This window comes from Streptomyces sp. NPDC041129 (genome assembly GCF_055592265.1).
Map to the genome: position 1 here is coordinate 220,100 of NZ_JBVIYV010000008.1, position 20,059 is coordinate 240,158.

Here is a 20,059-nt window from a genome sequence, read left to right on the forward strand (position 1 = left end):
GTCTGAGATTCTGTGCATGTGTGGGGCGTGCCGCGCTGGATCCAGTCCCGCCGCGGGCCCGTGTCCGGCGGCCGCCGCCGGCTGCCGCACGGAGCCGGCGGGGCGGCGCGGCCGGCGGTGCTGCGGGCCGCGCTGGGCGGTATCGGCACGACGCTCGACGAGGGGGCGACCTGTGCCGAGCTGACCGCCGCCGCCGTACGGCTGACCGGCGGTTCGGCGGCCGTCCTGCCCCGCGGCGGCGGCACCGGCCCGGGGTACGGCGGCGACCCCGGGTCCGGCAGCGGCGGTGGCGCCGGGGCGGGGTACGGCGGTGGCGTCCGCTCCGGATACCGGGCGGTCAGCGGTGACGGGGAGTTGCTGCCCGCCGCCGGCTGGGCCCTCGCCGCCGCCCGGGAGCCGGGCTCCCCGGCAGGAGGCCTGCCACCCGGGAGCCGGGCCGGGGGCCCGCCCGGCGCCCCCGGCCGATCCATCCTCGTCACACCCCTGACCAGCGGCGACGACTACGGCCTCCTGGTCACGGCCCGTCGGGGCGCGCCCCACGACCGGGCCGAAGCCGAGCTGCTCGCCCTGCTCGCCGAGCGCGCGGCCTCGCACATCCGGCACGCCCGCACCCACGAGCGGATCAGCCGTACCGCCGGTGACCTGCAACGCGCGCTGCTGGCCGAGCCCGGCCGCCCGCACCCGAACCTGGACATCGCCGTCCGCCACATTCCCGCGGGCGGCCGGGCGCTGGTCGGCGGCGACTGGTGCGAGACCGTACGGCTGCACTTCGGCCGCACTCTGCTGGTCGTCGGTGACGTCATGGGCCACGGCCTCGAGGCCGCCGTCGACATGAACGCCTACCGCTCCTCCCTGCGCTACATCGCCTCCGCCGACCTGCCCCCGCACCGGGTGCTGCGACAGATGGACGACATCGCCTCCGGCGAGACCGAGCGAAGACCGGCCACCTGTCTGCTGGCCCGGGTCGACCCCGGCCGGGGGCAGATCACGCTGGCCGGCGCCGGTCACCTGCCGCCCCTGCTGATCGGAACGGACGGCGCGGCCGCGCTGCTGCCGGTGCCGGTCGGGCCGCCGCTCGGCACCGGCCTCGGCGGATACGAGTCGGTCACCCACCCGGCGGCCCCCGGGCAGACGCTGGTGCTGTTCACCGACGGCCTCGTGGAACGCCGCGGCGAGGACATCGACCGTTCCCTGGCCCGCCTGGCCGGCCTGCGCTTCCAGGGCGGCCAGGATGTCGACGGCGTACTGGACACCATCCTGGCGGGGCTGGACGCCCGGCACGCGGAGGACGACGTCGCGGTCCTCGCGGCCCGGCCGCAGCCGCGCCGCCCGGCCGGTGAACCGCCGTACGGAATGCGGGCGTCGGGCTGATCGCGGGCCCGCCGAGGATGGCCATTTGTCGTGGTCCCGGCGGGCGGCCATCTTTCGCAACCCGATCGATTGGGTAACCATGACAGGGGACGGGTGTGCTGTCGTCAAAAAGGGGGACGAGCCGTGGATCTGTCGGCAGCCGATGTCGAGACCGAGTTGGTGGATCTCTCGGAAGTGCCGTTGGCGGCAGTCGGCTCCCTGGCGTCCGCGGGTCTGACCATGGAGGCCCGGCGCCTGCTCGCGCTCGTCGACAACCCGCCCACGCTGGGGAATTCGTCGAGCGCCGACTGCTAGCGCCGTGTCCGTGACGCTGTGCCGGACGGCCGCGCGGCGAGGCCCCGCGCCGGGCGCCGCGAGCCGGTGAGCCTTTCCCGGCCACAGCACCGGACAGCACTGTCCTGAGCCGGTCCATGGTGAGGAGAACCATGTCGGACGCGGGCACCACCCTCCCCGGCGGGAAGAACGGAGCCGGATCGGACTCGTGCCCGGCCGCCGGGGCACGGCATCGGCTGCGGGGCGGGCACTTCGTGCAACTCGCTCAGGGCGGTGGCGGGCGGGACGCCGTCGCCGCCCTCCGCTCCGCGCAGCGCAGTCGCCGGTTGGTGCTGCTGCGCGCGCTGGTGGAGAGCGCCGACCGGTACGTCCCGTGGCACGCGTCGCTGCCCGCCGCGCAGGAGGCCTGGGAACTGCTGGCCGGCGCCGAGACCGCCGACCGTCAGGCCGTGGAATCCGTCCTGCTCCATCCCAGCGTGGGCAGTTGGCTGGCCCGCACGCTGCGAGAGTTGCGCACCGAGGGGGACGCCGGGCCGGCGCCCGCGGTGCTGCGGGACGCCGCCCGGGTGCACGCCCTGGCCGCGGCGGCGGCCCTCCGGGCCCGCGTGCCGTTCCGCACCGTCGTGCCTCTCACGGAGCGCGGCGTGCTCCTTCCCTCGCTCGGGTACGTGAGGCTTCCCGGGCACCCCGCGGACCCCGTCGCCGAGGTCTTCCGCGACCACGGCGGCTCCGGTGTGCGGTGTTCCTCGGGGACCGTCCCCTTACCCGCCGACCTCACCCGCGACGCCCCCGGCTGGTGGGCGCTGCGGCGGCTGCGGGCACCCGGTGCGGAGCCGGCCGGCGCACCGCTGCTGGACGATCTCGACCCCTGGAGGCACTTCCTGCGCAGGCTGCCGGTGGAGCGGCTGGACGAGGACGAGACGCGGGAATGGCGACGACTCTACGAGGACGCCTGGCCGCTGGTGGCCGAACAGCGCCGGATCGATCCCGAGGGCCTCGCGGACTGCCTGCTGGCCGTCACCCCGCTGCCCGATCGCAGCCCCGCGGAGGTCTTCAGCGGCAGCGACCCCGAGGCGTTCGGAGGGCTGCTGCTGACCAGACCGGCCAGGCCCGTGGACCTGGCCGTCGCCCTGGTCCACGAGGCACAGCACAGCAAACTCAGCACGCTCATGGACCTGGTCACGCTGTTGCGCGGGGGGCGGGAGGAGACGCACTACGCGCCCTGGCGCGCGGATCCCAGACCGCTGCGCGGGATGCTGCACGGCGTCTACGCGTTCCTCGGCGTGGCCGCCTTCTGGTTCGCGTTCAGGGAGCGGCCCGGCATCACGGACGCCGAGCGCGCGGCCGCGGACTTCGAGGGCGCGCTGCGCAGGGGACAGGTGGAGGAGGGGCTGGGCACGCTGTGGGCCCAGGCGGCGCTGACCGACGCCGGTGAACGGTTCCTGCGTGCCGTGGAGGGCTCGCTCGCCGCCGTGCTGAAGGAGTCGGTGCCCGCGGCGGCGGCGCTGGCCGCCGAGGAGGCCCGCGACGACCACCGGATGGTCTTCCGCCTCTCCCAGTTGTGCTGCGACAGCGCTCAGGCAGAGGCCTGGGCCGACGCCCTCGCGGACGGCACACCGGCACCGCCCGCGTTCCCCGACGTGACGCTGCGGACGGGACCGCTCACGCCCGACGTCCGCACCCGGCTGGTGCGGATCCGCATCGGCGACCGCGAGCGCTTCGAGGGCCTGCGCGCGGATCCGGGCAGCGTCGGTGCCTCCCCGGCGGACTACGCGTGGGCGGCGGGGGACCGGGGCGCCGCACAGGCCGGATACCGCCGGCTGATCGCCGAGAACCCGGCCGACCCCGCCGCCTGGGCCGGACTGGCGCTCAGCCTGCCCGAGGGCCGGGCCCGCGGCATCCTCCTGCACCGGCCGGAACTGGTGGCCGCCGTGTACCGGCGGCTGCTGCTGCGAGGCCGTCCTCAGCCCCCGCAGACCCTCGCCGCCCTGATCGCCGAGGCGGCCGCCCGGGGCGCGACGGCCGGCTGAACCGGCGGAAAGGCCGGCTGGGCAGGCGGACGGTCACCGCCGCGGGGGCGGGGCCGACGCTGCCGGGCCGCCCGGTGCGCCGGGCGGCCCCGCCGTCAGCGGTGCACCTCCACATCGCAGTCCGCGCGCATGCCGCGGGCGCATCCCACGGTGGCCGGGTGGCTGTTGCCCAGGACGGAGCGATAGCGCTCCAGCGTGTCGGCGTGCAGGCGCTGGGCCTCCTCACCGCGGCCGAGGGCTCGCAGGTCGAGCGACAGGTTCATCGAACACGCCAGCGTCGCCGGGTGGTCGTCGCCCAGCCGCGCCCGGCACTGCGGCAGCGTGCGCTCGTCGAGCGCGAGCGCCTCGGCGTAGTCGGCGAGCGTGTAGTGGTCGCTCGCCAGATTGATCGCGATGCCCAGCGAACCCGGGTGCTCCGCGCCGAGAGCGGCACAGTGCGCGTCGTACGTCTCCCTGTCCGCCGCGAGCGCCTCGTCCACCTCGCCGATCAGCCGCCGCGTCACCGCCAGGTCGGCGGCGGCGGCGAGCGTGTAGGGATGCCGCGGTCCCAGGAGGTCCCGCAGCGTGGTCAGGCACTGTTCGCCGACGGCACGGGCCTGCTCCAGGTCCGCGTTCTGCCGCAGGTCCATCGAGAGGTTGAGCACGGTCGCGGCCACGTTCAGGTTCCGCTCCCCGAACTTGCTCCGGTACTGCCGCAGGGTCTCCTCGTTCAGTTCCAGAGCACCGGCGTGGTCCCCGGCCTTGCGGCGGGCCACGGCGAGGGTGCGGGCGGCGATCAGACTCACCGGTGCGGCACGGTCCTTGATGACGTTCCGGACCCGCTGCAGGGTCTCCTCCTGCATCTCCCGGCTGCGCAGGTAGTCACCGGACTCCCGCACGTCGATGGAGAGGTTGCTGGTGATCAGCAGGGTCAGCAGGGCGTCGTACCCGAGCGACCTGAGGGCGGCGTCCCGTGCCTGGGAGTCGATGTCCCGGGCCTGCGTGTACTTACCGACCAGCCGCAGCGCCAGGGCGTAGTCGTTGGCGGCGGCCAGCAGCGTGGGGTCGCCGTCCTCGAACACGCGGACGGCGCGGCGCCAGCGGTCCTCCTCCAGCTCCACCGAGGCGCCGAAGTCGCCGCGGATCTGCATGCTCTGGGACACCGAGCCGATGGCGGCGAGCGTGTCAGGGTGATCGTCCCCGACACTGTCGCGCAGCAGGCGCAGGCTCTTGTCGTTGAGCTCCGAGGCCTCCCTGAAGTGGCCCAGGGCACGCAGGGTGTGCCCGAGCGTTCCGGCCACGTTGAGCGTCTGCAGGTCGGTCTCGCCGCGGCGGGCGGTCCAGGCCTCGACCACCTCACGGCCGTACTCCGCACAGGTCAGGTTGTCCCCCGAGCGGTGCAGATAGCGGATGATGTTGACCACCATGTCCCGCACCCAGCCGTCATCGCACTCCAGGGCGCGCGAGAAGCGGGCGTGGACGAGCAGTTCCGCGTAGCGGGGCCAGTTGGCGGGGGCCACGTCCACCGGGTCGTAGTTGGCGAGCAGGATGTGCGCGGCGTGGCGCATGTCGGCCTGTTCCTGGAGGGACATGCGGCCCACGAGGACGGCCCGCACCAGGCGGTGCATCTGGACGGTGCCGTCCCGGTGGTTGATCCTGATCAGCGAGTACCGGTTGATCTCCCGGATCGCCTCGCCGAGTTTGACCGGGCTGCGCAGCACCTGGGTGAGTTCGGCGGGCAGTTCGACCCCGCGGACGCCGGCGAAGATGCGGCGGGGGATCGGCTCGGGCGCGAAGAAGGAGCAGACCTGCAGGAGTTGATGGGCCCCGGGGTGCCGCTCGGCCAGCCGGCCGAGGGACATGTTCCAGGCGGCGGCGACCGGTTCCGGGTAGTCCACGGGGACGCCGGCGGCCAGGAGTTCGCTGCGCTGGGAGTCGAGGTCCGCGCGTTCGTCCTCGAAGATGTGCAGGTACTCGTCGGCGGGCATGCCGGTCTCCGACAGCCAGGCGGCGGCCTGCTCCAGGGCGAGGGGGAGGTTGCCGAGGGCCTGGGCGATCCGGGCCGCCTGCTCCCGCTGCAGCTCGGGGCCGCGCCGGGCGAGCAGCTCGATGCTCTCCTCGGTGGTGAAGACGTCGATGTCGACCGTCCGGGCGATGCGGCCCCACTGTGCGTTGCGTGAGGTCACGAGGATCCTGCCGGCGTTCTGTGCGGGGAAGAACCGCCGTACCACATCGGGGTCCTCGGCGTTGTCGAAGACCAGCATCCAGCGGCGGTAGGGGTGGCCGGAGCCGAGCGCGGAGAGCACCGTCGCGATGGTGATCTCCTGCTCGCCGCCCGTCTCCAGGCCGAGTGCCGCGCCGAGCTGCGTGAGCGACTGGCGGATCTGCTCCGGGCGCTCGGCGGAGATCCACCAGATGACGTCGTACTCCGGCGCGTGCTGGTGCACGTACTCGATGGCGATCTGCGTCTTCCCGACACCGCCAAGACCGTGCAGCGCCTCGGGCAGCACCGCGGTCGCGCCCTCCGTGGTCAGTCTCTGGTGGAGTGCCGCGAGTTCTCTCGACCGCCCGGTGAAGCTCGGGTTCCGGGGCTGGACGTTCCACACGGCCGGGTCTCCGGCCCGACGCTCCTCCGTCGGCGGAGAGCTCCGGACGAGGGGGACTGACACTGGTGCTCCTCTTATCGAATCATCTGACACATCGGGTAAGTCGTGTATGTCGGTCGGTGGCGCATCCGCCGTGCGATCGCTCGCCGCTCCGGCTTGGGGTCGATCCGCGCCCGAATTGCGGCTATTGTTCACGTTTATCACCTCAGACTGGTCGGTCTGGGCCGGGAGAGCGGAAGTGGACTGCTCCAAGCGGCTTCGGAGCACGCGCGAAGATTCCAAGTAGGGGCCGCTCAGTGCCCTGGTCACCTTCACCTGAACGTGGGCGTACGGAATGAGCCGTTCGGGTAACGGGATGTCCCCCGGGGAGGCCCGCGGGTCGTCCAGCAGGGCTCCGAGTTCCCGTAGTGGCTGCCACTTGCGGCCCAGCCGTTCCAGGGTGCTGCGCAGCAGATAGCGGGTCTCGTCCCTCGACTCGGCCGCCGAGAGCATCAACTCCCGTACGCCGTCGTGGAATTCGTAGGCGACGTCCAGTTCGTCGAGCGGGTCTGCGCCGACCCTGCGCAGCAGGCCGCCCAGCATGACCTCGGCCAGCTCGCCGGGCCCGGTCCGCGCTCCGCCGGCCCGGAGCAGGTGTTCCATGGTGGGGATGTTGAGCGGGATCGCGGCCAGGCGCGCGGCCAGTTCCCAGGCCGCCGGGCTCGCGTCGGCCCGGAACCGCGACACCCGTTCCATCGGGTCCGGTGGCGGCTCCGCGACGACGGCCGGATCCGGTTGGCGGCCCGCACCGGGCGAGGTCACCCACACGTCGTGCGCGCCCGTCGCCAGCCCCGTGGCCAGCCGGGCCCAGCGGCCCAGCCACGCCGGGGCCAGTTCCAGCACCGGGACGACCGCCGTGTCCGTACCACCGCGCACCTGCCAGGTGCTGTTGGGCGCGCCGGGCCCCGGGACGCGGACCCGCGCCAGGTGCGCGGGCAGGCCGGTGCGGTGCCACACGGCCTCGCCGAGCACGTTCACCACGGCCACCGAGGCGTGCCGGGCCCACTCCGCGAGCAGCCGGGCCGCCCGTCCGCCGCGCCAGCCGGGCCCGACGCCGTCGGTCACCAGGAACACCACTTGGCGCCCCCGGTCGGGCAGCCGCACGGTCAGCGGCGACCGCCCGAGGCGCCAGGGCGGATCGGACACCGCCAGCCGGTCGCCGTCGAGGGTGTGCACCCGGATGTCGCGGAACGCGCCGGTGTGCCGCAGGACCTGCTCGAACTCGGCCACCGTGCGCCGCCACACGGTCATCGACGAACTGACGTCGGCGACCAGCACGGCGTCCATCCACCGTTCCCGCAGCGGCCGGAACTGCGGAACCCAGCGGAGGCTGAGCGCCGTGGACTCCGCGGTCGCCTCCTCGTCCAGCTCGGTCTGCGTGGCCGACGCGGTGGCCCGCTTGAACGGGCGTAACGCCCGGGCCAGCTCACGGGCCCGGATCGCGGGCCAGGCCGCCCGGTGCACCGGCGCGTGCGGACCGCCGGTGGACGGGACGGCGTCGTCCGGCGCCGGCCCGGCCGGGGCGCCGAGCAGCGCGTCGGCCCGCCCCGTGCCGTCCGGGTCCGGGGCGTACGTCCGGGTGCCCGTCTCGTCCTCCGCGGCGCCCTGCTCGGGCGGTGCGGGGGACGGCGGGGCGCCGTGCTCGTCCTCCGTCCCCTGGGCGTCGGCCGGCGGTGGATCGGCCGCCTCCGGCTCGGACCGGGCCGGCTCCGGGCCGTCCGCCGCGCGTTCGCCGGTGCCCTCGCCCGCGCCGACGGCCAGCAGGATCAGCGCGTCGGCGATCTCGGACCACGAGGCGCCGAACGATCCCGGGTCCGCAGGGGCCGGTTCGGTGCCGCCGTCTCGCGTCACGGCTCTCTCACGCCGTCGAGCCGGTGCCAGACCGCCCGCAGCAGTGCTTCCCAGTCGGCGCCACGGGAGTAGGCGCCGGACGTCGCGAGCCAGATGGAGTTCAGCAACTGGTCGGTGGCCAGGCCGTTCTCCTGCGCGCTGCGCTCGGCGAACAGACGGATGAGTTCCGCGACCCGGGGATCGTCGTCCCGTGACCCGAGGTGCGCGGCCACGATGTCGGCCAGCCGGTCCCGCTCGGGTTCCCTGACGTGCAGATGCAGACAGCGGCGCAGGAAGGCCGGCGGGAACTCGCGTTCGTCGTTGCTGGTGATGACGACGAGCGGGAACTCCCGGCACCGGACCCGGCCGTCCCGGATCAGGACCGTGCGGTCAGGGTCGTCGGACCGCACCTCCACCACCGGACGGTGGCCGCGCAGCCGGGCCAGCTCGGGGATGGTGAACTCACCCGCCTCGAACACGTCGAGGAGGTCGTTGGGCAGGTCCATGTCGCTCTTGTCGAACTCGTCGACGAGTAGCACCCGGGGGAGCGCGTGGGGCAGCAACGCCGTCCCCAGCGGTCCGAGTTCGAGGAAGGCGCCGATGTCGGACGACGGCGCGTCACCGGCACCGGACGGCGCGTCGGCCAGGACCGTGGCCCGGGAGTCCGAGGTGGCCGCCGCGTGGATCCGGCCCACGGCGTCGTAGCGGTACAGGCCGGAGGAGAGGGTGGTCCGGGACGTGACGGGCCAGCGCAGCACCCGTCCCAGCCCCAGTTCACGGCTGATCCGGTAGGCCAGTGACGACTTGCCCGTGCCGGGGCGCCCGGTGACCAGCAGCGGCCGGCGCAGGATCAGCGCCGCGTTCACCAGATCGACCTCGGTGGGGTCGGCCACCATGCCCTCGCGGGTCGCCCCGAGTCTGCGCCGCAGCTCGGCCTCGTCCTGCGGCGGCGCGGGCGGCTCCACCGGCGCCTGTGCCCCGCCGGTCCCGTCCCCGTCCGCGGACGGGGAGGAACCCGTGAACGTCCGCCAGGGCGGGGGCCCGGGCAGTACGTCGGACAGCTCGATGTCGTGCAGCGGCAGGCCGGTGCCCCGGTAGATCCACCAGGGCCGCGGAAGGCGCGCGGAACCGGCCGCCGTGCCGTTCCCCTCGAATTGGGCAGCGCCGGTCATCGACCGTCCACCCCCTGGTCCGGTCCCGTCAACGGCTGAGGGCTCTCGACCGGCCTCGTCGGGTCGTCCCACAGGAGTACCAGATGGTGCCCCGGATGATCGTCGCGGCCGTTCAAGGAACCCCCGTGGGCTTCGGTTCGCAATTCTGTCACGGCCTCGCGGAGGCCTGAAAGGTCGCGGAGCAACGCGTTGTCGGACTGCACAACGTCCGGCGGTGTGCTCAGGTCACGTCTGTCCCGCGAATCCCAGAGGAGGGCGGGAACCCCGCATCTCAGGGCGACGAGTGCTTCCTGCGCCCCCTCGCCGGCACCCTCCGGCGGCCGGGACAGCACGAGGCAGCCGACCGATCTGTCCCCCTTCAGGCGGGCGTCGAGTCCGGAGACGTCCCCGCACCGCGGGTCCTCGGGCCGCCGTCCGCCCACCACCAGGGGGCGGGCCAGCTCGGGGGTGTCCCGGACGGCCGCCCAGCGCTGCCGCCAGGGCCGGTACCAGCGGGGTGTCCGGCTGCGCTGCAGGCTGCGCACGACGACGCAGTACCCGACGCTCAGGTACGACACCGGATCGCTGTCCAGCTCGGTGCGGAAGCGGTGCACCGGCAGGGTCAGATCGTCCGTCCCCAGAAGGAACTCCACGTGGATGCGGTCGGCGTCCCGGGCCCAGTCCTCGTCGGCCGCGAACACCAGCCGCTCGACCTCGCGTTCCGCCTCGGCCGCCGTCACCTCCACGCTCCCCTCCTGACGTGGACGCCAGGAGTCCGGGGCGTCCGGGTCGTAGTGGCGCCACGAGGTGAGCAGATAACGGCCCGGCTCCTCCCTGCGCAGCAGCCGCACCACCAGATAGGCGTTGCCCGGCTCGGGGCTGGACGCGTACGCGGCCTGCTGGCGCAGGCTGCGCAGCTCGGTGAGCAGGGACAGGGCCTGCGCCTGGGTGTCGTTCCAGGCCCGCAGCGTGAAGCTGCGGTCGTGCGGGGCCTCGGCGGCCACGTACTCGACGAAGGCGAGGGTGGGAGGCAGCCCGTCCGGCCGGGCGTTGAGCCGGCTCAGCCCCTCGAAGGCGCTCCAGGCGTCGGGGTAGGGGGGAACCGGCCGCAGGTCGGCGACGGCCCTGCGGCACAGCGCGGGCAGGTTGGGCGGCGCGAGCCCGTCGAGCAGCGGCCGCAGCGAGAGGACCTCGTCCACCGGGAGCGCGGGGTCGGCGAGCAGGTCGTCGGTGAGCGCCCGGATCTCGTCGACGTCCTCGTTGAACGCCCTGAGCGCCTCCAGCAGCGCCCGCATCGTCCTCGGGTTCTCCAGGCAGACCGAGGCGAGTTCCAGAAGGAAGTAGTGCGCCACGTCGTACTCCCGGACCGGAGGTGGCGTGCCGAGCTCCTTGGCCATGAGCCGCAGGCACAGCGCCCTGGAACCGCGCTCCTGTAAGCTCGCACACCTGCCCAAGGCTTCCGCAAACTCCCGTACGAGTCCGAGACCGCCGCCCCCGTAGGCAGTCATCTCTCATCCCTTCGTGGCCGTGCACTCTTCCACAGCCCTCGGCCCGGGCCAAGCGGTTCGGGTGAACGCCCGGCAACTGTTCATTTTCCCAACACACTTGTCATTCAGATAAGTTGACGATCCATCAAGTAACTTCGAACCTCCTCGACCGCCGGGGTCCCGGGCCACAGCGCGTCCAGTGCGTCCATCAGCGGCTCCCATCCCCGCATCGACTCGCAGGTCCGCAGCAGCGAAAGCGCCTCCAGGCGGACGCTGTGCTGGCGGCTGGTGAGGACGCCGATGCCGGGCAGGGCGTCCAGGAGCTGCTGCCAGGCGGCGGGCGCGCCGATGCCCGGCACGTCGAGCAGCAGCGTCGTCAGTTCGCCCAGTTGGCGGGTGGAGAGGGCCGCCCCCGTGCGGGGCGTTGGCGCCGGTCGTGCCGGGGTGTCCAGGGAGGCCAGCAGCTCGAAGGCGAACGCGGCCGCGTGGCGCGCGGCGACCGGCTGCCAGTGGGTGTCGTGGGCCGCGTCCTTGTCGCCCAGCAGGTCGGACACCCCTCGGACGACGAGGGCCCGCACCTGGGGGTTGGTCCGGGCCGCCGTGAGCAGGCCGAGCCCCTCCGTCTCCACGGCCAGAGTGTCGCCGGCCACCTCGGCGAGCAGCCGTCCGGACGCCGACTCGGCGTGCGCGACCACCTTCGAACCGGCGGCCAGCGCACCGACGTACGCGGCCGGCGTCTCCTCGGGCGGCGGTGCGATACGTCGCTGCCAGTGCCGGTCGGCCGCGACCAGCCGGGCCCGCTGCACCAGGGCGAAGGCCGACGGCCAGGACTTGACGCGGGGCCGGAAGGCCTCCCGCTCGTCGCGGCCGCTCTCGTAGCCGTACACGGTGTCCGCCACGACCACGTCCCCGAGCCGCGCGTCCTTGCGGCCGCCCGCGACCCCCACCAGGAGCAGGACCGCGGGACGCAACCGGGCGATCGCGCGCTCGGCCAGTACCGCCGCCAACTCGTTCCCCGGTCCCGCTAGTTGCACACCGACGGTGAGCCGGCCGTGGTGCCCGGCGAAGTGGCCGATCTCGTGGACCGCGCCGTCGGCCGTGCGCCTGTCGCGGCCCGGTTCCAGATGGCCGACCACGGCCAGGTACTCGCATTCGATCGCCGTCAGCACGAACGCGTCGATCGTCTCCGCCCGCACGGACCGCCCCCTCCCCATCCCCGGACCCCCATGGTGAGGGATCCGCGTGAGCAGGGGAACCGTCCGGGAGGCGGCCACTCGCCCGCCGACGTGCCGCGACGTCCGACGTCTAGACTCTTTTGGCAACGGCCAAGGCTCCGCCAGAAACCGAAGGGTACGCAACGTCTTGATACGGATCGACGCAGTCACCAAGCGATACCCGGACGGCACGGTGGCCGTCGACCGGCTCTCCCTCGACATCCCGGACCGCGCGATCACCGTCCTGGTCGGCCCCTCGGGCTGCGGCAAGACCACGACGTTGCGGATGATCAACCGGATGGTCGAACCCACCGAGGGCAGCATCCTCCTCGACGGCCAGGACATCCGGCAGCAGCCGGTCCACACCCTGCGCCGCTCGATGGGGTACGTCATCCAGAACGCGGGTCTCTTCCAGCACCGCACCATCGTGGACAACATCGCCACCGTGCCCCGCCTGCTCGGCTGGGGCAAGCAGAAGGCGCGGGCCCGGGCGGCGGAGCTGATGGAGCGGGTGGGGCTCGACACCTCGCTCGCCAAGCGGTACCCGTACCAGCTCTCCGGCGGCCAGCAGCAGCGGGTCGGCGTGGCCCGGGCCCTCGCCGCCGACCCGCCGGTGCTGCTGATGGACGAGCCTTTCTCCGCCGTCGACCCGGTCGTGCGCAAGGGGCTGCAGGACGAACTGCTGCGCATCCAGAACGAACTGGGCAAGACCATCGTCTTCGTCACCCACGACATCGACGAGGCGATCAAGCTGGGCACGACGGTCGCCGTACTGCGCACCGGCGGCAGGCTCGCCCAGTTCGCCCCGCCCGCCGAACTGCTCAGCGCCCCCGCCGACCCGTTCGTGGAGGACTTCCTCGGCGCCGACCGGGGCATCCGCCGGCTGTCCTTCTTCTCCTCCGCCGCACTCGAGCTGCAGACCGGGCCCGTCGTCCCGCTCGACGCCGACGCCGAGCGGCTGGCCGCCGGTGGCCCGGCGCCCTACCGCCTCGTGACGGACGCCGACGGCAGGCCGCTGGGCTGGGGCGCGCCGGACGAGCTCACCGCCGGGCGGATCGACCGGGACCGGCTGCTGCCGTACGGGCGGCCGTTCCTGCCCGGCACCGACTCGCTGCGCACCGCGCTCGACGGGGCCGTGCTCTCCCCGTCCGGCTGGGCCGTGGCGGTGGACGGCGAGGGCCGTGCCGTCGGCGTGGTCTCCCAGCAGGTCATCGGCGAGGCGATCCGCGCCGCCCACATCGAGGACCGCCAGGACGCGAAGGCCGGGCGATGACCGGCTTCTTCGACATCCCGAGCGACCTCCAGTACGGCTACTTCGGCCTGATCGGCCTGCACCTGCGCGAGGCGCTGCTGCCGGTGCTGGCGGGGCTGCTGGTGGCGCTGCCCGTCGCCCAGCTCTGCGTGCGGTTCCGCTGGCTCTACGCGCCCGTGTTCGGCGTGACCACCGTGCTCTACGCCGTCCCGTCGCTGGCGTTCTTCGTGCTGCTCATCGACTACACCGGCATGACCGAGACCACGGTGATGATCCCGCTCGCGGTGTACAGCCTGGTGGTGCTGGTCCCCGCGATCGTGGACGGCGTCCGCTCGGTCCCGCCGGAGACCCTGGCCGCCGCCACCGCCATGGGGCTGGGACCCGTACGGCGTTATCTCCAGGTGCAGTTGCCCATCGCGGTGCCGGCCATCGTCGCGGGCCTGCGGGTCGCGGCCGTGTCGAGCATCTCCCTCGTCAGCATCGGCATGCTGATCGGCAACCAGGGCGCGCTCGGCAACCTGCTCAACGACGCCCAGATCTACCACCGGCCGCCGCTCGCGGTGAACTCCGTGCTGACCACGGCGGTGCTGGGCATCCTCGTGGACGCCGCGCTGGTCCTGGTCCGTGCCCTGCTGACCCCCTGGATGCCGCGGAAGGGTGCCACCCGGTGAACGTATTCGACTTCGCCCACGCCTTCTTCGGCGACGCCGCCCACTGGCACGGCCAGGACGGCATCCCCACCCGGGTCGGCGAGCACGTCCTGTACTCCCTGGAGGCCGTCGGGATCGCCGCCGTGATCGGGCTGCCCGTCGGACTCGTGACCGGACACCACGGGCGCGGCGGCAACGCGCTGGCGTCCATCGCCACCGCGGCCCGGGCGCTGCCGACCTTCGGTCTGCTGGTGCTGATGTTCACCTGGTTCGGGTTCGGTCTGCTGCCGGTCATGATCCCGCTGGTGGCGCTCGCCGTACCGCCGATCCTCGTCACCTCCTACGAGGCGGTCCGCTCCGTCGACCCGCCCCCGGTGGACGCCGCGCGGGGCATGGGGATGCCGGAGGCGCGGATCCTGTTCCAGGTGGAACTCCCGGTGGCGCTGCCGCTGATCCTCAGCGGTCTGCGGACGGCGGCCATCCAGGTCGTCTCCACGGCCACCATCGCCGCCTACGTCAGCTTCGGCGGCCTCGGCCGGTACATCATCGACGGCCTGGCGCAGAGGGACTACGAGAAGGTCGTCGGCGGCGCCACCCTGGTCGTCGGGATGGCGCTGGCGACCCTCGGGCTGTTCTGGGCCGGGTCCCGGATCGCGGTCTCGCCGGGGGTGCGCAGGAGCGGCTGAGCCGGCGGTCCGTCACCATGCGCCCTCAACCGGTCGCGGATCGAAGCCAATCGGTGACCCGAGATCACTTGACTGAGTCAGAACCGGCTGGATTGGATCGGTGGGTGACTTCATCCAACCGCATCAGCAGGTCCATCCGGAGGAACCGAGGCGCGGCCGTTGTCGCCCTCGCGGCGGCGACGGCGCTGCTGGCGGGATGCAACTCCTCCGACGGCAAGGCCGACAACCCCCTGACGGACAGCAACGCGAGTGGCGACAGCGTCGTCGTCGGATCCAACAACTTCGCCGAGAGCATCCTGCTCGCGGACATCTACGGCGAAGCCCTCAAGGCCAAGGGAATCAAGGTCACTTACAAGCCGAACATCGGCAGCCGGGAGACCACCTACGGTCTCCTCAAGAACGGCTCTGTCACGGTCCTGCCCGAGTACAACGGCGCCCTGCTGGCCTATCTGGACCCGAAGGCCGCTCCGAAGACGCTGGAGGCGACCACTTCGGCCATCGAGGCCAAACTGCACTCGAAGCTCACCCTGCTGGAGCCCTCGCCCGCCGAGGACAAGGACTCGATCACGGTCAACGCGGCCACGGCCGAGAAGTACCACCTCAACGAGAAGTCCTCGATCGCCGACCTGAAGGACGTGGCGAAGGACCTGGCCATCGGCGCCTCGCCGGAGTTCCAGACCCGCCGGCAGGGCCTGGTGGGCCTCAAGTCCGTCTACGGGCTCCAGTTCAAGTCCTTCAAGGCGCTGGACGCGGGCGGTCCGCTCACCCAGGCCGCGCTGAAGAAGAACGCCGTGCAGGCCGCGGACATCTTCACCACGGACCCGACCATCTCCAAGGAGAAGTTCGTCGTCCTGCAGGACCCGAAGAACCTCTTCGGCTACGAGAACGTGCAGCCGCTCGTCCGCAAGGGTGAGCTCTCCCGGAAGGGCGTCGACGCGCTCAACGCCGTCTCCGCCAAGCTGGACACGGCGACCCTGCTGGATCTGGACACCCAGGTGCAGTCGCAGAACAAGGACCCGCTGGACGTGGCCAAGGCCTGGCTCGACTCCGCCGGCCTGAGCTGACCCCTCGGACGCCCGCACCGGTTGCCCGGACGCCTACACCGGTTCCCCGGAGGCCCGCACCGGTTCCCCGGCGTCCTGGGCCGCCGCCCGTGCCCGCTCACGGCGTCGGCGGCGGCCCACCCGGGGCGGCTGGTCGGGCAGCCAGCCGAAGGTGAGGCAGCTCCCGACGGCGCCGAGCAGCAGGCCGACGAGGAAGCCGCCCAGGTTCGAGGTGAGCCAGCTCCCCAGGGACAGCAGGGTCCCGGTGAGGGAGTAGAAGAGGCGCTGGCCCGGGCTGAAGAGGATCAGCAGACCGCAGATCATCATCAGCACCGGCAGCAGATAGCCCGCCAGGCCCTGCATACCGATGTGCAGGATCACCGGGAGTGGCGCCTTCATGGTCACCAGGATCTCGGCACCCCCCAGCACCAGCAGCAGGCCGCCCGCGAACGGCCGGCTCCCCCTCCACCGCCGGAAGCGGTTCACCGGGGGCAGCCGTCGCCGTCGAACCGCATGTGAAGGTTCGGCAGCTTGAACACGGCGGCGGTGGCCGCGTAGTTGTGCTGGTACAGGTCGGTGATGACGACCTTGTCGGCCTGCTGTCCGTAGACGCCCTCGGGGCCCCGGACGTCCGCCTTGTCGAAGGTGCTGGCGTCCCGGCCGATCTCGATCCCGTCGAACGTGGCGTTGCCCTTGATGTCGTCGGAGTCGATGGCCAGGTTCGACACGCCGACCGGCCTGGAGCCGCCGCCGGCGGTGAGCACGAGCTGGATGCCGCCGAGGTCGACGCTCTGGCAGAGGTTGGTCAGGGTGCCGTCCTTCACCACCGAGGTGACGACCAGCTCCTGGCCGCCCGTGTCCCCCTGGTTCGGGCTGTTCTCGATCATGTTGTCCAGCGCGCCGAACTGCTCGAACCCGGTGCCCTCGAGCTTGTCCGCGGTCACCACGAACGGCATGCCGGAGATGGCGAACTGGACGCCCAGCGCCCCCTGCGCGGTCAGCACCGCGAGACCGGCGGCGACCAGGGTTGCCGGCACCGCCATCATCGCGGCTCTGCGCGCCCGGATCCGCCCCCGTCCGGGGGTGTCCGGTGCTTCGGGGGAACCGCTTGCGGTGTGCTCGGGGGTGTTGCCGGCGGACGAGAGGTCCGGTGACGAGGCCATGTCTGCTCCCATGGGCGTGGATCGATGCGGATCGGGCTCCAGTGGCGCGGTGTCCTGGCGCGGACGGGGCTGTCGCGCGTACGCCTCCTCGCACTCCCGGCGGATGCAAGGGCTTTCTCGTTACGCGTCAGTAGCCTTCTCGGAAGTTACCGCCGGTTACTTTGAAGGGTCAAGGGAGTTGTGAAAATAGGGTGTCGACGGTGCGGTCGTACGGCAACTGCTGTTGCAGGCCTTGACGTTGATGGTCCATCAGGTCTAAAACTCTGCCTGGTTTCCCCTGGATCCGTGGCGCCGGATCCACCGAGCGGCATCGGCCGCGTTCCCGGCCTCTTCTGATCACCGCTCCGCCCGGCATCACGCCGGCCCGGCACGCTCCACCGCCCTTCGCGCCCCGCCCTGCCGCGTCCCGGCCGTCCGGCCCGGTCGGCAGGCCCTTTCCCGGCCTCGCGCCGGTTCACCGATCGGCCGCCGCTGCCGGTCCGTCACGTACGGAGAAGGCGTCACGGACCGGCAACGGCGGCCGACCGGAGGGGCGTCATGCCCCGGTACGCCGCCAGGCCCCATCCCTTTCGACGGCACCCTCAACCCCCCACCTCACCCCACATCACCCCCACTTCGAAGAGAGGCACCCGCATGCGTACGCGCACCCTCCTCGCCCTGGCCGGAGCCGCCACCGCGCTCACCGTCGCCGCCGCCGTCCCGTCCTCCGCGGCCGGCGGCGCCGTCCTGACCACGGGCAGCGCCGGCGGGACCGCCGCCGCGGTCGGCGACACCCTGACCGCGCCGCTGGCCTCCGGAACCTCCGCCACCCTGTACTCCAGCGCGACCGGCACCAGCGGCGTGAGCTGCACGACCTCGCAGTTCACCGCCACGGTCGCCGACAACCCGGACGCCCCCGGCACGGCCACCGAATCGGTCACCGGCCACAGCTTCGACGCGAGCAGCTGCACCAGCAACGTGACCGGTGTGTTGGGCGTCAGCAGCATCGTGGTCGACAACCTGCCCTACACCGCGACGGTCACCTCGGCCGGCACCCTCACCGTCTCACCGCCGAGTGGCTCCACCATCCAGACCACGGTCAAGCTGCGCACCCTGCTCGGCACCGTCACCTGTGTCTACCGGGCGGCGAGCCTGACCGGCACGGCGAGCAACGGCGACAGCAGCATCACCTTCACCAACCAGCAGTTCACCAAGTTCTCCGGTTCGTCCCTGTGCTTCGCCAGCGGGTACTTCACCGCGAAGTACGCCCCCGTGACGGACGCCGGCGCCGTGGTCTACGTCAACTGAGCCTCGACGAGCGGCGTTCAGCGCCGTCGTAGCCGCGGGACGAGGACCGCGCCCGCGACGAGCGCCAGCACCGCGGCGGCGCCGCCCGCCACCAACGGAGCCGAGGGGCCCGCGTCCGCGCGGGTCGCCTCGGCCACCGGTGTGCCGTCACCGGCGTCGACCGACGGGGTGCCCGGTGTTGCGGCGGGGGCCGAAGCGGAAGCCGGTGCCGAGGGGCGGGCGGCCGGCGTCCGCGTGGGCCGCGTGCTCACCGGAGCCTCCGGGGCCCCGGCTGTCCTCGTGGCCTTCGCCGCCGCGCCGGCCTTCTCCGGGAACACCACGTCGGAGCACGAGTAGTAGGTGTCCGGAGTGCTGCTGTTCTGCCAGATCGTGTAGAGCATCTGACGTCCCGTCCGGTCCTTCGGCAAGGTGACCCCCAGGTGGTAGGCCCCGTTCGTCAGCGGCGGGTCCTTGACCTCCGCGAAGGGGCGGGTGGGCAGGTCGGACCAGGTCAGCGGCTTCGCCGGGTCGTAGCCGGGCCGGGTGAGGTACAGCCGGAACGTGCCGGTGTGCGCGATCGTCGAGGCGTACGTCATCGTCAGCCGCCCGCCCGGGGCCAGCCGGGTCGCCGGCCAGTCCGCCCGGGGCAGGTCGAGCCCCCGGTAGGCGGGCAGGTTCCCGCTGCACAGCCTGCCGTCGGGGATCACCTGCCGGTCCCGGCCGGCCACACCCGCCACGCGCAGGTTGTCCCACGCGGTGAACGGAGCGCCGTTCGCGGAGATCGCCGCCCTGCAGGCCGCGGACCGGTTGGCGGCGCCGCCCTCGGGCGAGCAGGCGTACACCCGGCTGACCGGGTCCGTGGGGGCGCCGTGGGCCTGGGCGGACCCCGCCACCCACGGCATGAGCAGGAGCGGGGCCACCGCGGCGGCCGCCGTGACACTCAGGCGGGCGGTCATCCGAGTCATCCGGGACGTCTCCTCGGCGGGCGCGGGAACGAGGTCTGCCGCATCCAGTACGGCAGACGCGCCCGCCGCGTTCAGCACAGACCGTGTCGGCTGTTTTCGAGTGCGTACCCACCCGACGGCCGGTCGGCGAGCCGTCGGGCCGGTGGCGTACCGGGCGACGCCTGTTCGTATGACGGTACTTGGCTTCCGGAAACCTTCGAAGCAGCGGAACAGGGGCTTCCTGACGGAAACCGTTTGCGGAACGCAAGGACGGTCCGGTGGGGCGCAGGGCTGAGCGAAAACTGTCTCGGGAAAGTTCTGCCCGGCCGACTCCCGTCGCCGTTCCGTGAGTTATCGTGTGCGTGAGGTCAAAACAAACCGCGTGTCCCGTTCGGTCGAGGCGCGAGGAGGGGGCATTCGATGGCGAGGCAGTTACGTGCGGAGCAGACGCGGGCGACGATCATCACGGCCGCCGCCGACCTGTTCGACCGGCAGGGCTACGAGTGCACCAGTCTGAGCGACATCGTCGGGCATGCGAAGGTCACCAAGGGGGCGTTGTACTTCCACTTCGCCGCCAAGGAGGACCTCGCCCACGCCATCCTCGATCTCCAGTCCAGGGCCGCGCAGAAGGTCGTCGACGACGTCGAGGGCCGCGGCTACTCCTCGCTGGAGTCCCTGATGCGCACCACGTTCGCCGTCGCCCGGCTCGCCGTCGAGGACCCGGTGCCGCGCGCCGGACTGCGCCTCGCCACCACGGACGTCCCCGTGCGGCCGCCCATGCGGCATCCGTTCACCGAGTGGCTGGAGTTCGCCGGCCGGAAGTTCACCGGCGCCGTCCGCGAGGCCGATGTGCACCCCGAGACGGACGTCGGCGTCGTCGCGCACTCGCTCGTCTGCTTCTTCATCGGCACCCGGGTCGCCGGCCGTTCCCTCGAACCGGTCGGACGGCTGCCCCGGCGAGTGGCCGAGATGTGGTACCTCATGATCCGGGGCGTGGTGCCGGTGCACCGCCGCCCCCGCTACCTCACCCTCGCCACGCAGCTCGAGCGGGAGATCAGAACCGGCTGACCAGCGC

At 72.7% G+C, this 20,059-nt stretch carries 16 protein-coding genes; 9 read left to right on the forward strand and 7 right to left on the reverse strand.

The annotated features are described in order from the left end of the window. Nucleotides 1-27 precede the first annotated feature (27 nt). From ACZ6B1_RS24965 to ACZ6B1_RS24975, 3 genes are all read left to right on the forward strand, one after another. Nucleotides 28-1,371 (forward strand): PP2C family protein-serine/threonine phosphatase, encoded by a 1,344-nt coding sequence (locus ACZ6B1_RS24965; RefSeq protein ID WP_468781812.1) that lies wholly within the window; start codon nt 28-30, stop codon nt 1,369-1,371. 123 nt (nt 1,372-1,494) lie between these two features. Further along, entirely contained in the window at nt 1,495-1,665 is a 171-nt protein-coding gene (locus ACZ6B1_RS24970; protein ID WP_199212496.1) for a hypothetical protein, read from the forward strand. A gap of 131 nt (nt 1,666-1,796) precedes the next feature. Next, on the forward strand, nt 1,797-3,674 hold the full coding sequence (locus tag ACZ6B1_RS24975; protein ID WP_468781814.1) for an HEXXH motif domain-containing protein: 1,878 nt from the start codon (nt 1,797-1,799) through the stop codon (nt 3,672-3,674). Nucleotides 3,675-3,769: 95 nt separating this feature from the next. Here ACZ6B1_RS24975 and fxsT read toward each other — a convergent pair whose 3' ends face one another. The 4 genes from fxsT to ACZ6B1_RS24995 form a co-directional block, all read right to left on the reverse strand. Continuing rightward, entirely contained in the window at nt 3,770-8,149 is a 4,380-nt protein-coding gene (fxsT, locus tag ACZ6B1_RS24980; protein WP_468781816.1) for an FxSxx-COOH system tetratricopeptide repeat protein, read from the reverse strand. Then, nucleotides 8,146-9,300 carry an AAA family ATPase gene (locus ACZ6B1_RS24985; protein ID WP_468781818.1) on the reverse strand — a complete coding sequence of 385 codons (1,155 nt, stop codon included), beginning with the start codon at nt 9,298-9,300 and terminating at the stop codon, nt 8,146-8,148. The genes fxsT and ACZ6B1_RS24985 overlap by 4 nt, the downstream gene beginning before the upstream one ends. Next, nucleotides 9,297-10,787 carry a VMAP-C domain-containing protein gene (locus ACZ6B1_RS24990; protein ID WP_468781820.1) on the reverse strand — a complete coding sequence of 497 codons (1,491 nt, stop codon included), beginning with the start codon at nt 10,785-10,787 and terminating at the stop codon, nt 9,297-9,299. Before ACZ6B1_RS24990 ends, ACZ6B1_RS24985 begins: the two co-directional genes overlap by 4 nt. 104 nt (nt 10,788-10,891) lie before the next feature. Continuing rightward, nucleotides 10,892-11,962 (reverse strand): phosphorylase family protein, encoded by a 1,071-nt coding sequence (locus tag ACZ6B1_RS24995; RefSeq protein ID WP_468781822.1) that lies wholly within the window; start codon nt 11,960-11,962, stop codon nt 10,892-10,894. Between the two features lie 166 nt (nt 11,963-12,128). Between ACZ6B1_RS24995 and ACZ6B1_RS25000 the strand changes: the two genes are divergently transcribed. From ACZ6B1_RS25000 to ACZ6B1_RS25015, 4 genes are all read left to right on the forward strand, one after another. Further along, on the forward strand, nt 12,129-13,253 hold the full coding sequence (locus ACZ6B1_RS25000) for an ABC transporter ATP-binding protein (protein WP_468781824.1): 1,125 nt from the start codon (nt 12,129-12,131) through the stop codon (nt 13,251-13,253). Next, complete coding sequence (locus ACZ6B1_RS25005) at nt 13,250-13,903, forward strand: ABC transporter permease (RefSeq protein ID WP_468781826.1); 654 nt, start codon at nt 13,250-13,252, stop codon at nt 13,901-13,903. Before ACZ6B1_RS25000 ends, ACZ6B1_RS25005 begins: the two co-directional genes overlap by 4 nt. After that, complete coding sequence (locus ACZ6B1_RS25010) at nt 13,900-14,568, forward strand: ABC transporter permease (RefSeq protein ID WP_468781828.1); 669 nt, start codon at nt 13,900-13,902, stop codon at nt 14,566-14,568. Before ACZ6B1_RS25005 ends, ACZ6B1_RS25010 begins: the two co-directional genes overlap by 4 nt. 104 nt (nt 14,569-14,672) lie before the next feature. Further along, nucleotides 14,673-15,632: an ABC transporter substrate-binding protein gene (locus ACZ6B1_RS25015; protein WP_468781830.1), complete on the forward strand. Its 960-nt coding sequence runs from the start codon at nt 14,673-14,675 to the stop codon at nt 15,630-15,632. Between the two features lie 33 nt (nt 15,633-15,665). Here the strand turns inward: ACZ6B1_RS25015 and ACZ6B1_RS25020 are convergent, their stop codons facing one another. Continuing rightward, the gene (locus tag ACZ6B1_RS25020) at nt 15,666-16,097 is read right to left on the reverse strand and encodes a DUF6114 domain-containing protein (protein WP_468781832.1); all 432 of its coding nucleotides are present in this window, start codon (nt 16,095-16,097) and stop codon (nt 15,666-15,668) included. Beyond that, nucleotides 16,094-16,774, reverse strand: a complete 681-nt coding sequence (locus ACZ6B1_RS25025) for a DUF6230 family protein (protein WP_468781834.1) — start codon at nt 16,772-16,774, stop codon at nt 16,094-16,096. The genes ACZ6B1_RS25020 and ACZ6B1_RS25025 overlap by 4 nt, the downstream gene beginning before the upstream one ends. Before the next feature lie 633 nt (nt 16,775-17,407). On the opposite strand from ACZ6B1_RS25025, the gene ACZ6B1_RS25030 reads away from it, so the two are divergent. After that, on the forward strand, nt 17,408-18,061 hold the full coding sequence (locus ACZ6B1_RS25030) for a Tat pathway signal sequence domain protein (protein WP_468781836.1): 654 nt from the start codon (nt 17,408-17,410) through the stop codon (nt 18,059-18,061). 17 nt (nt 18,062-18,078) lie between these two features. Here the strand turns inward: ACZ6B1_RS25030 and ACZ6B1_RS25035 are convergent, their stop codons facing one another. After that, nucleotides 18,079-19,005: a lytic polysaccharide monooxygenase gene (locus ACZ6B1_RS25035; protein ID WP_468781838.1), complete on the reverse strand. Its 927-nt coding sequence runs from the start codon at nt 19,003-19,005 to the stop codon at nt 18,079-18,081. 399 nt (nt 19,006-19,404) lie between these two features. Between ACZ6B1_RS25035 and ACZ6B1_RS25040 the strand changes: the two genes are divergently transcribed. Further along, entirely contained in the window at nt 19,405-20,052 is a 648-nt protein-coding gene (locus ACZ6B1_RS25040; RefSeq protein ID WP_468781840.1) for a ScbR family autoregulator-binding transcription factor, read from the forward strand. Nucleotides 20,053-20,059 lie beyond the last annotated feature (7 nt).

Coding starts and splice junctions, on each gene's coding strand:
- ACZ6B1_RS24975 (WP_468781814.1), top strand. CDS start 1,797: ATGTCGGACGCGGGCACCACCCTCCCCGGCGGGAAGAACGGAGCCGGA.
- ACZ6B1_RS24985 (WP_468781818.1), bottom strand. CDS start 9,300: ATGACCGGCGCTGCCCAATTCGAGGGGAACGGCACGGCGGCCGGTTCC.
- ACZ6B1_RS24990 (WP_468781820.1), bottom strand. CDS start 10,787: ATGACTGCCTACGGGGGCGGCGGTCTCGGACTCGTACGGGAGTTTGCG.
- ACZ6B1_RS25005 (WP_468781826.1), top strand. CDS start 13,250: ATGACCGGCTTCTTCGACATCCCGAGCGACCTCCAGTACGGCTACTTC.
- ACZ6B1_RS25025 (WP_468781834.1), bottom strand. CDS start 16,774: ATGGCCTCGTCACCGGACCTCTCGTCCGCCGGCAACACCCCCGAGCAC.
- ACZ6B1_RS25030 (WP_468781836.1), top strand. CDS start 17,408: ATGCGTACGCGCACCCTCCTCGCCCTGGCCGGAGCCGCCACCGCGCTC.
- ACZ6B1_RS25035 (WP_468781838.1), bottom strand. CDS start 19,005: ATGACTCGGATGACCGCCCGCCTGAGTGTCACGGCGGCCGCCGCGGTG.
- ACZ6B1_RS25040 (WP_468781840.1), top strand. CDS start 19,405: ATGGCGAGGCAGTTACGTGCGGAGCAGACGCGGGCGACGATCATCACG.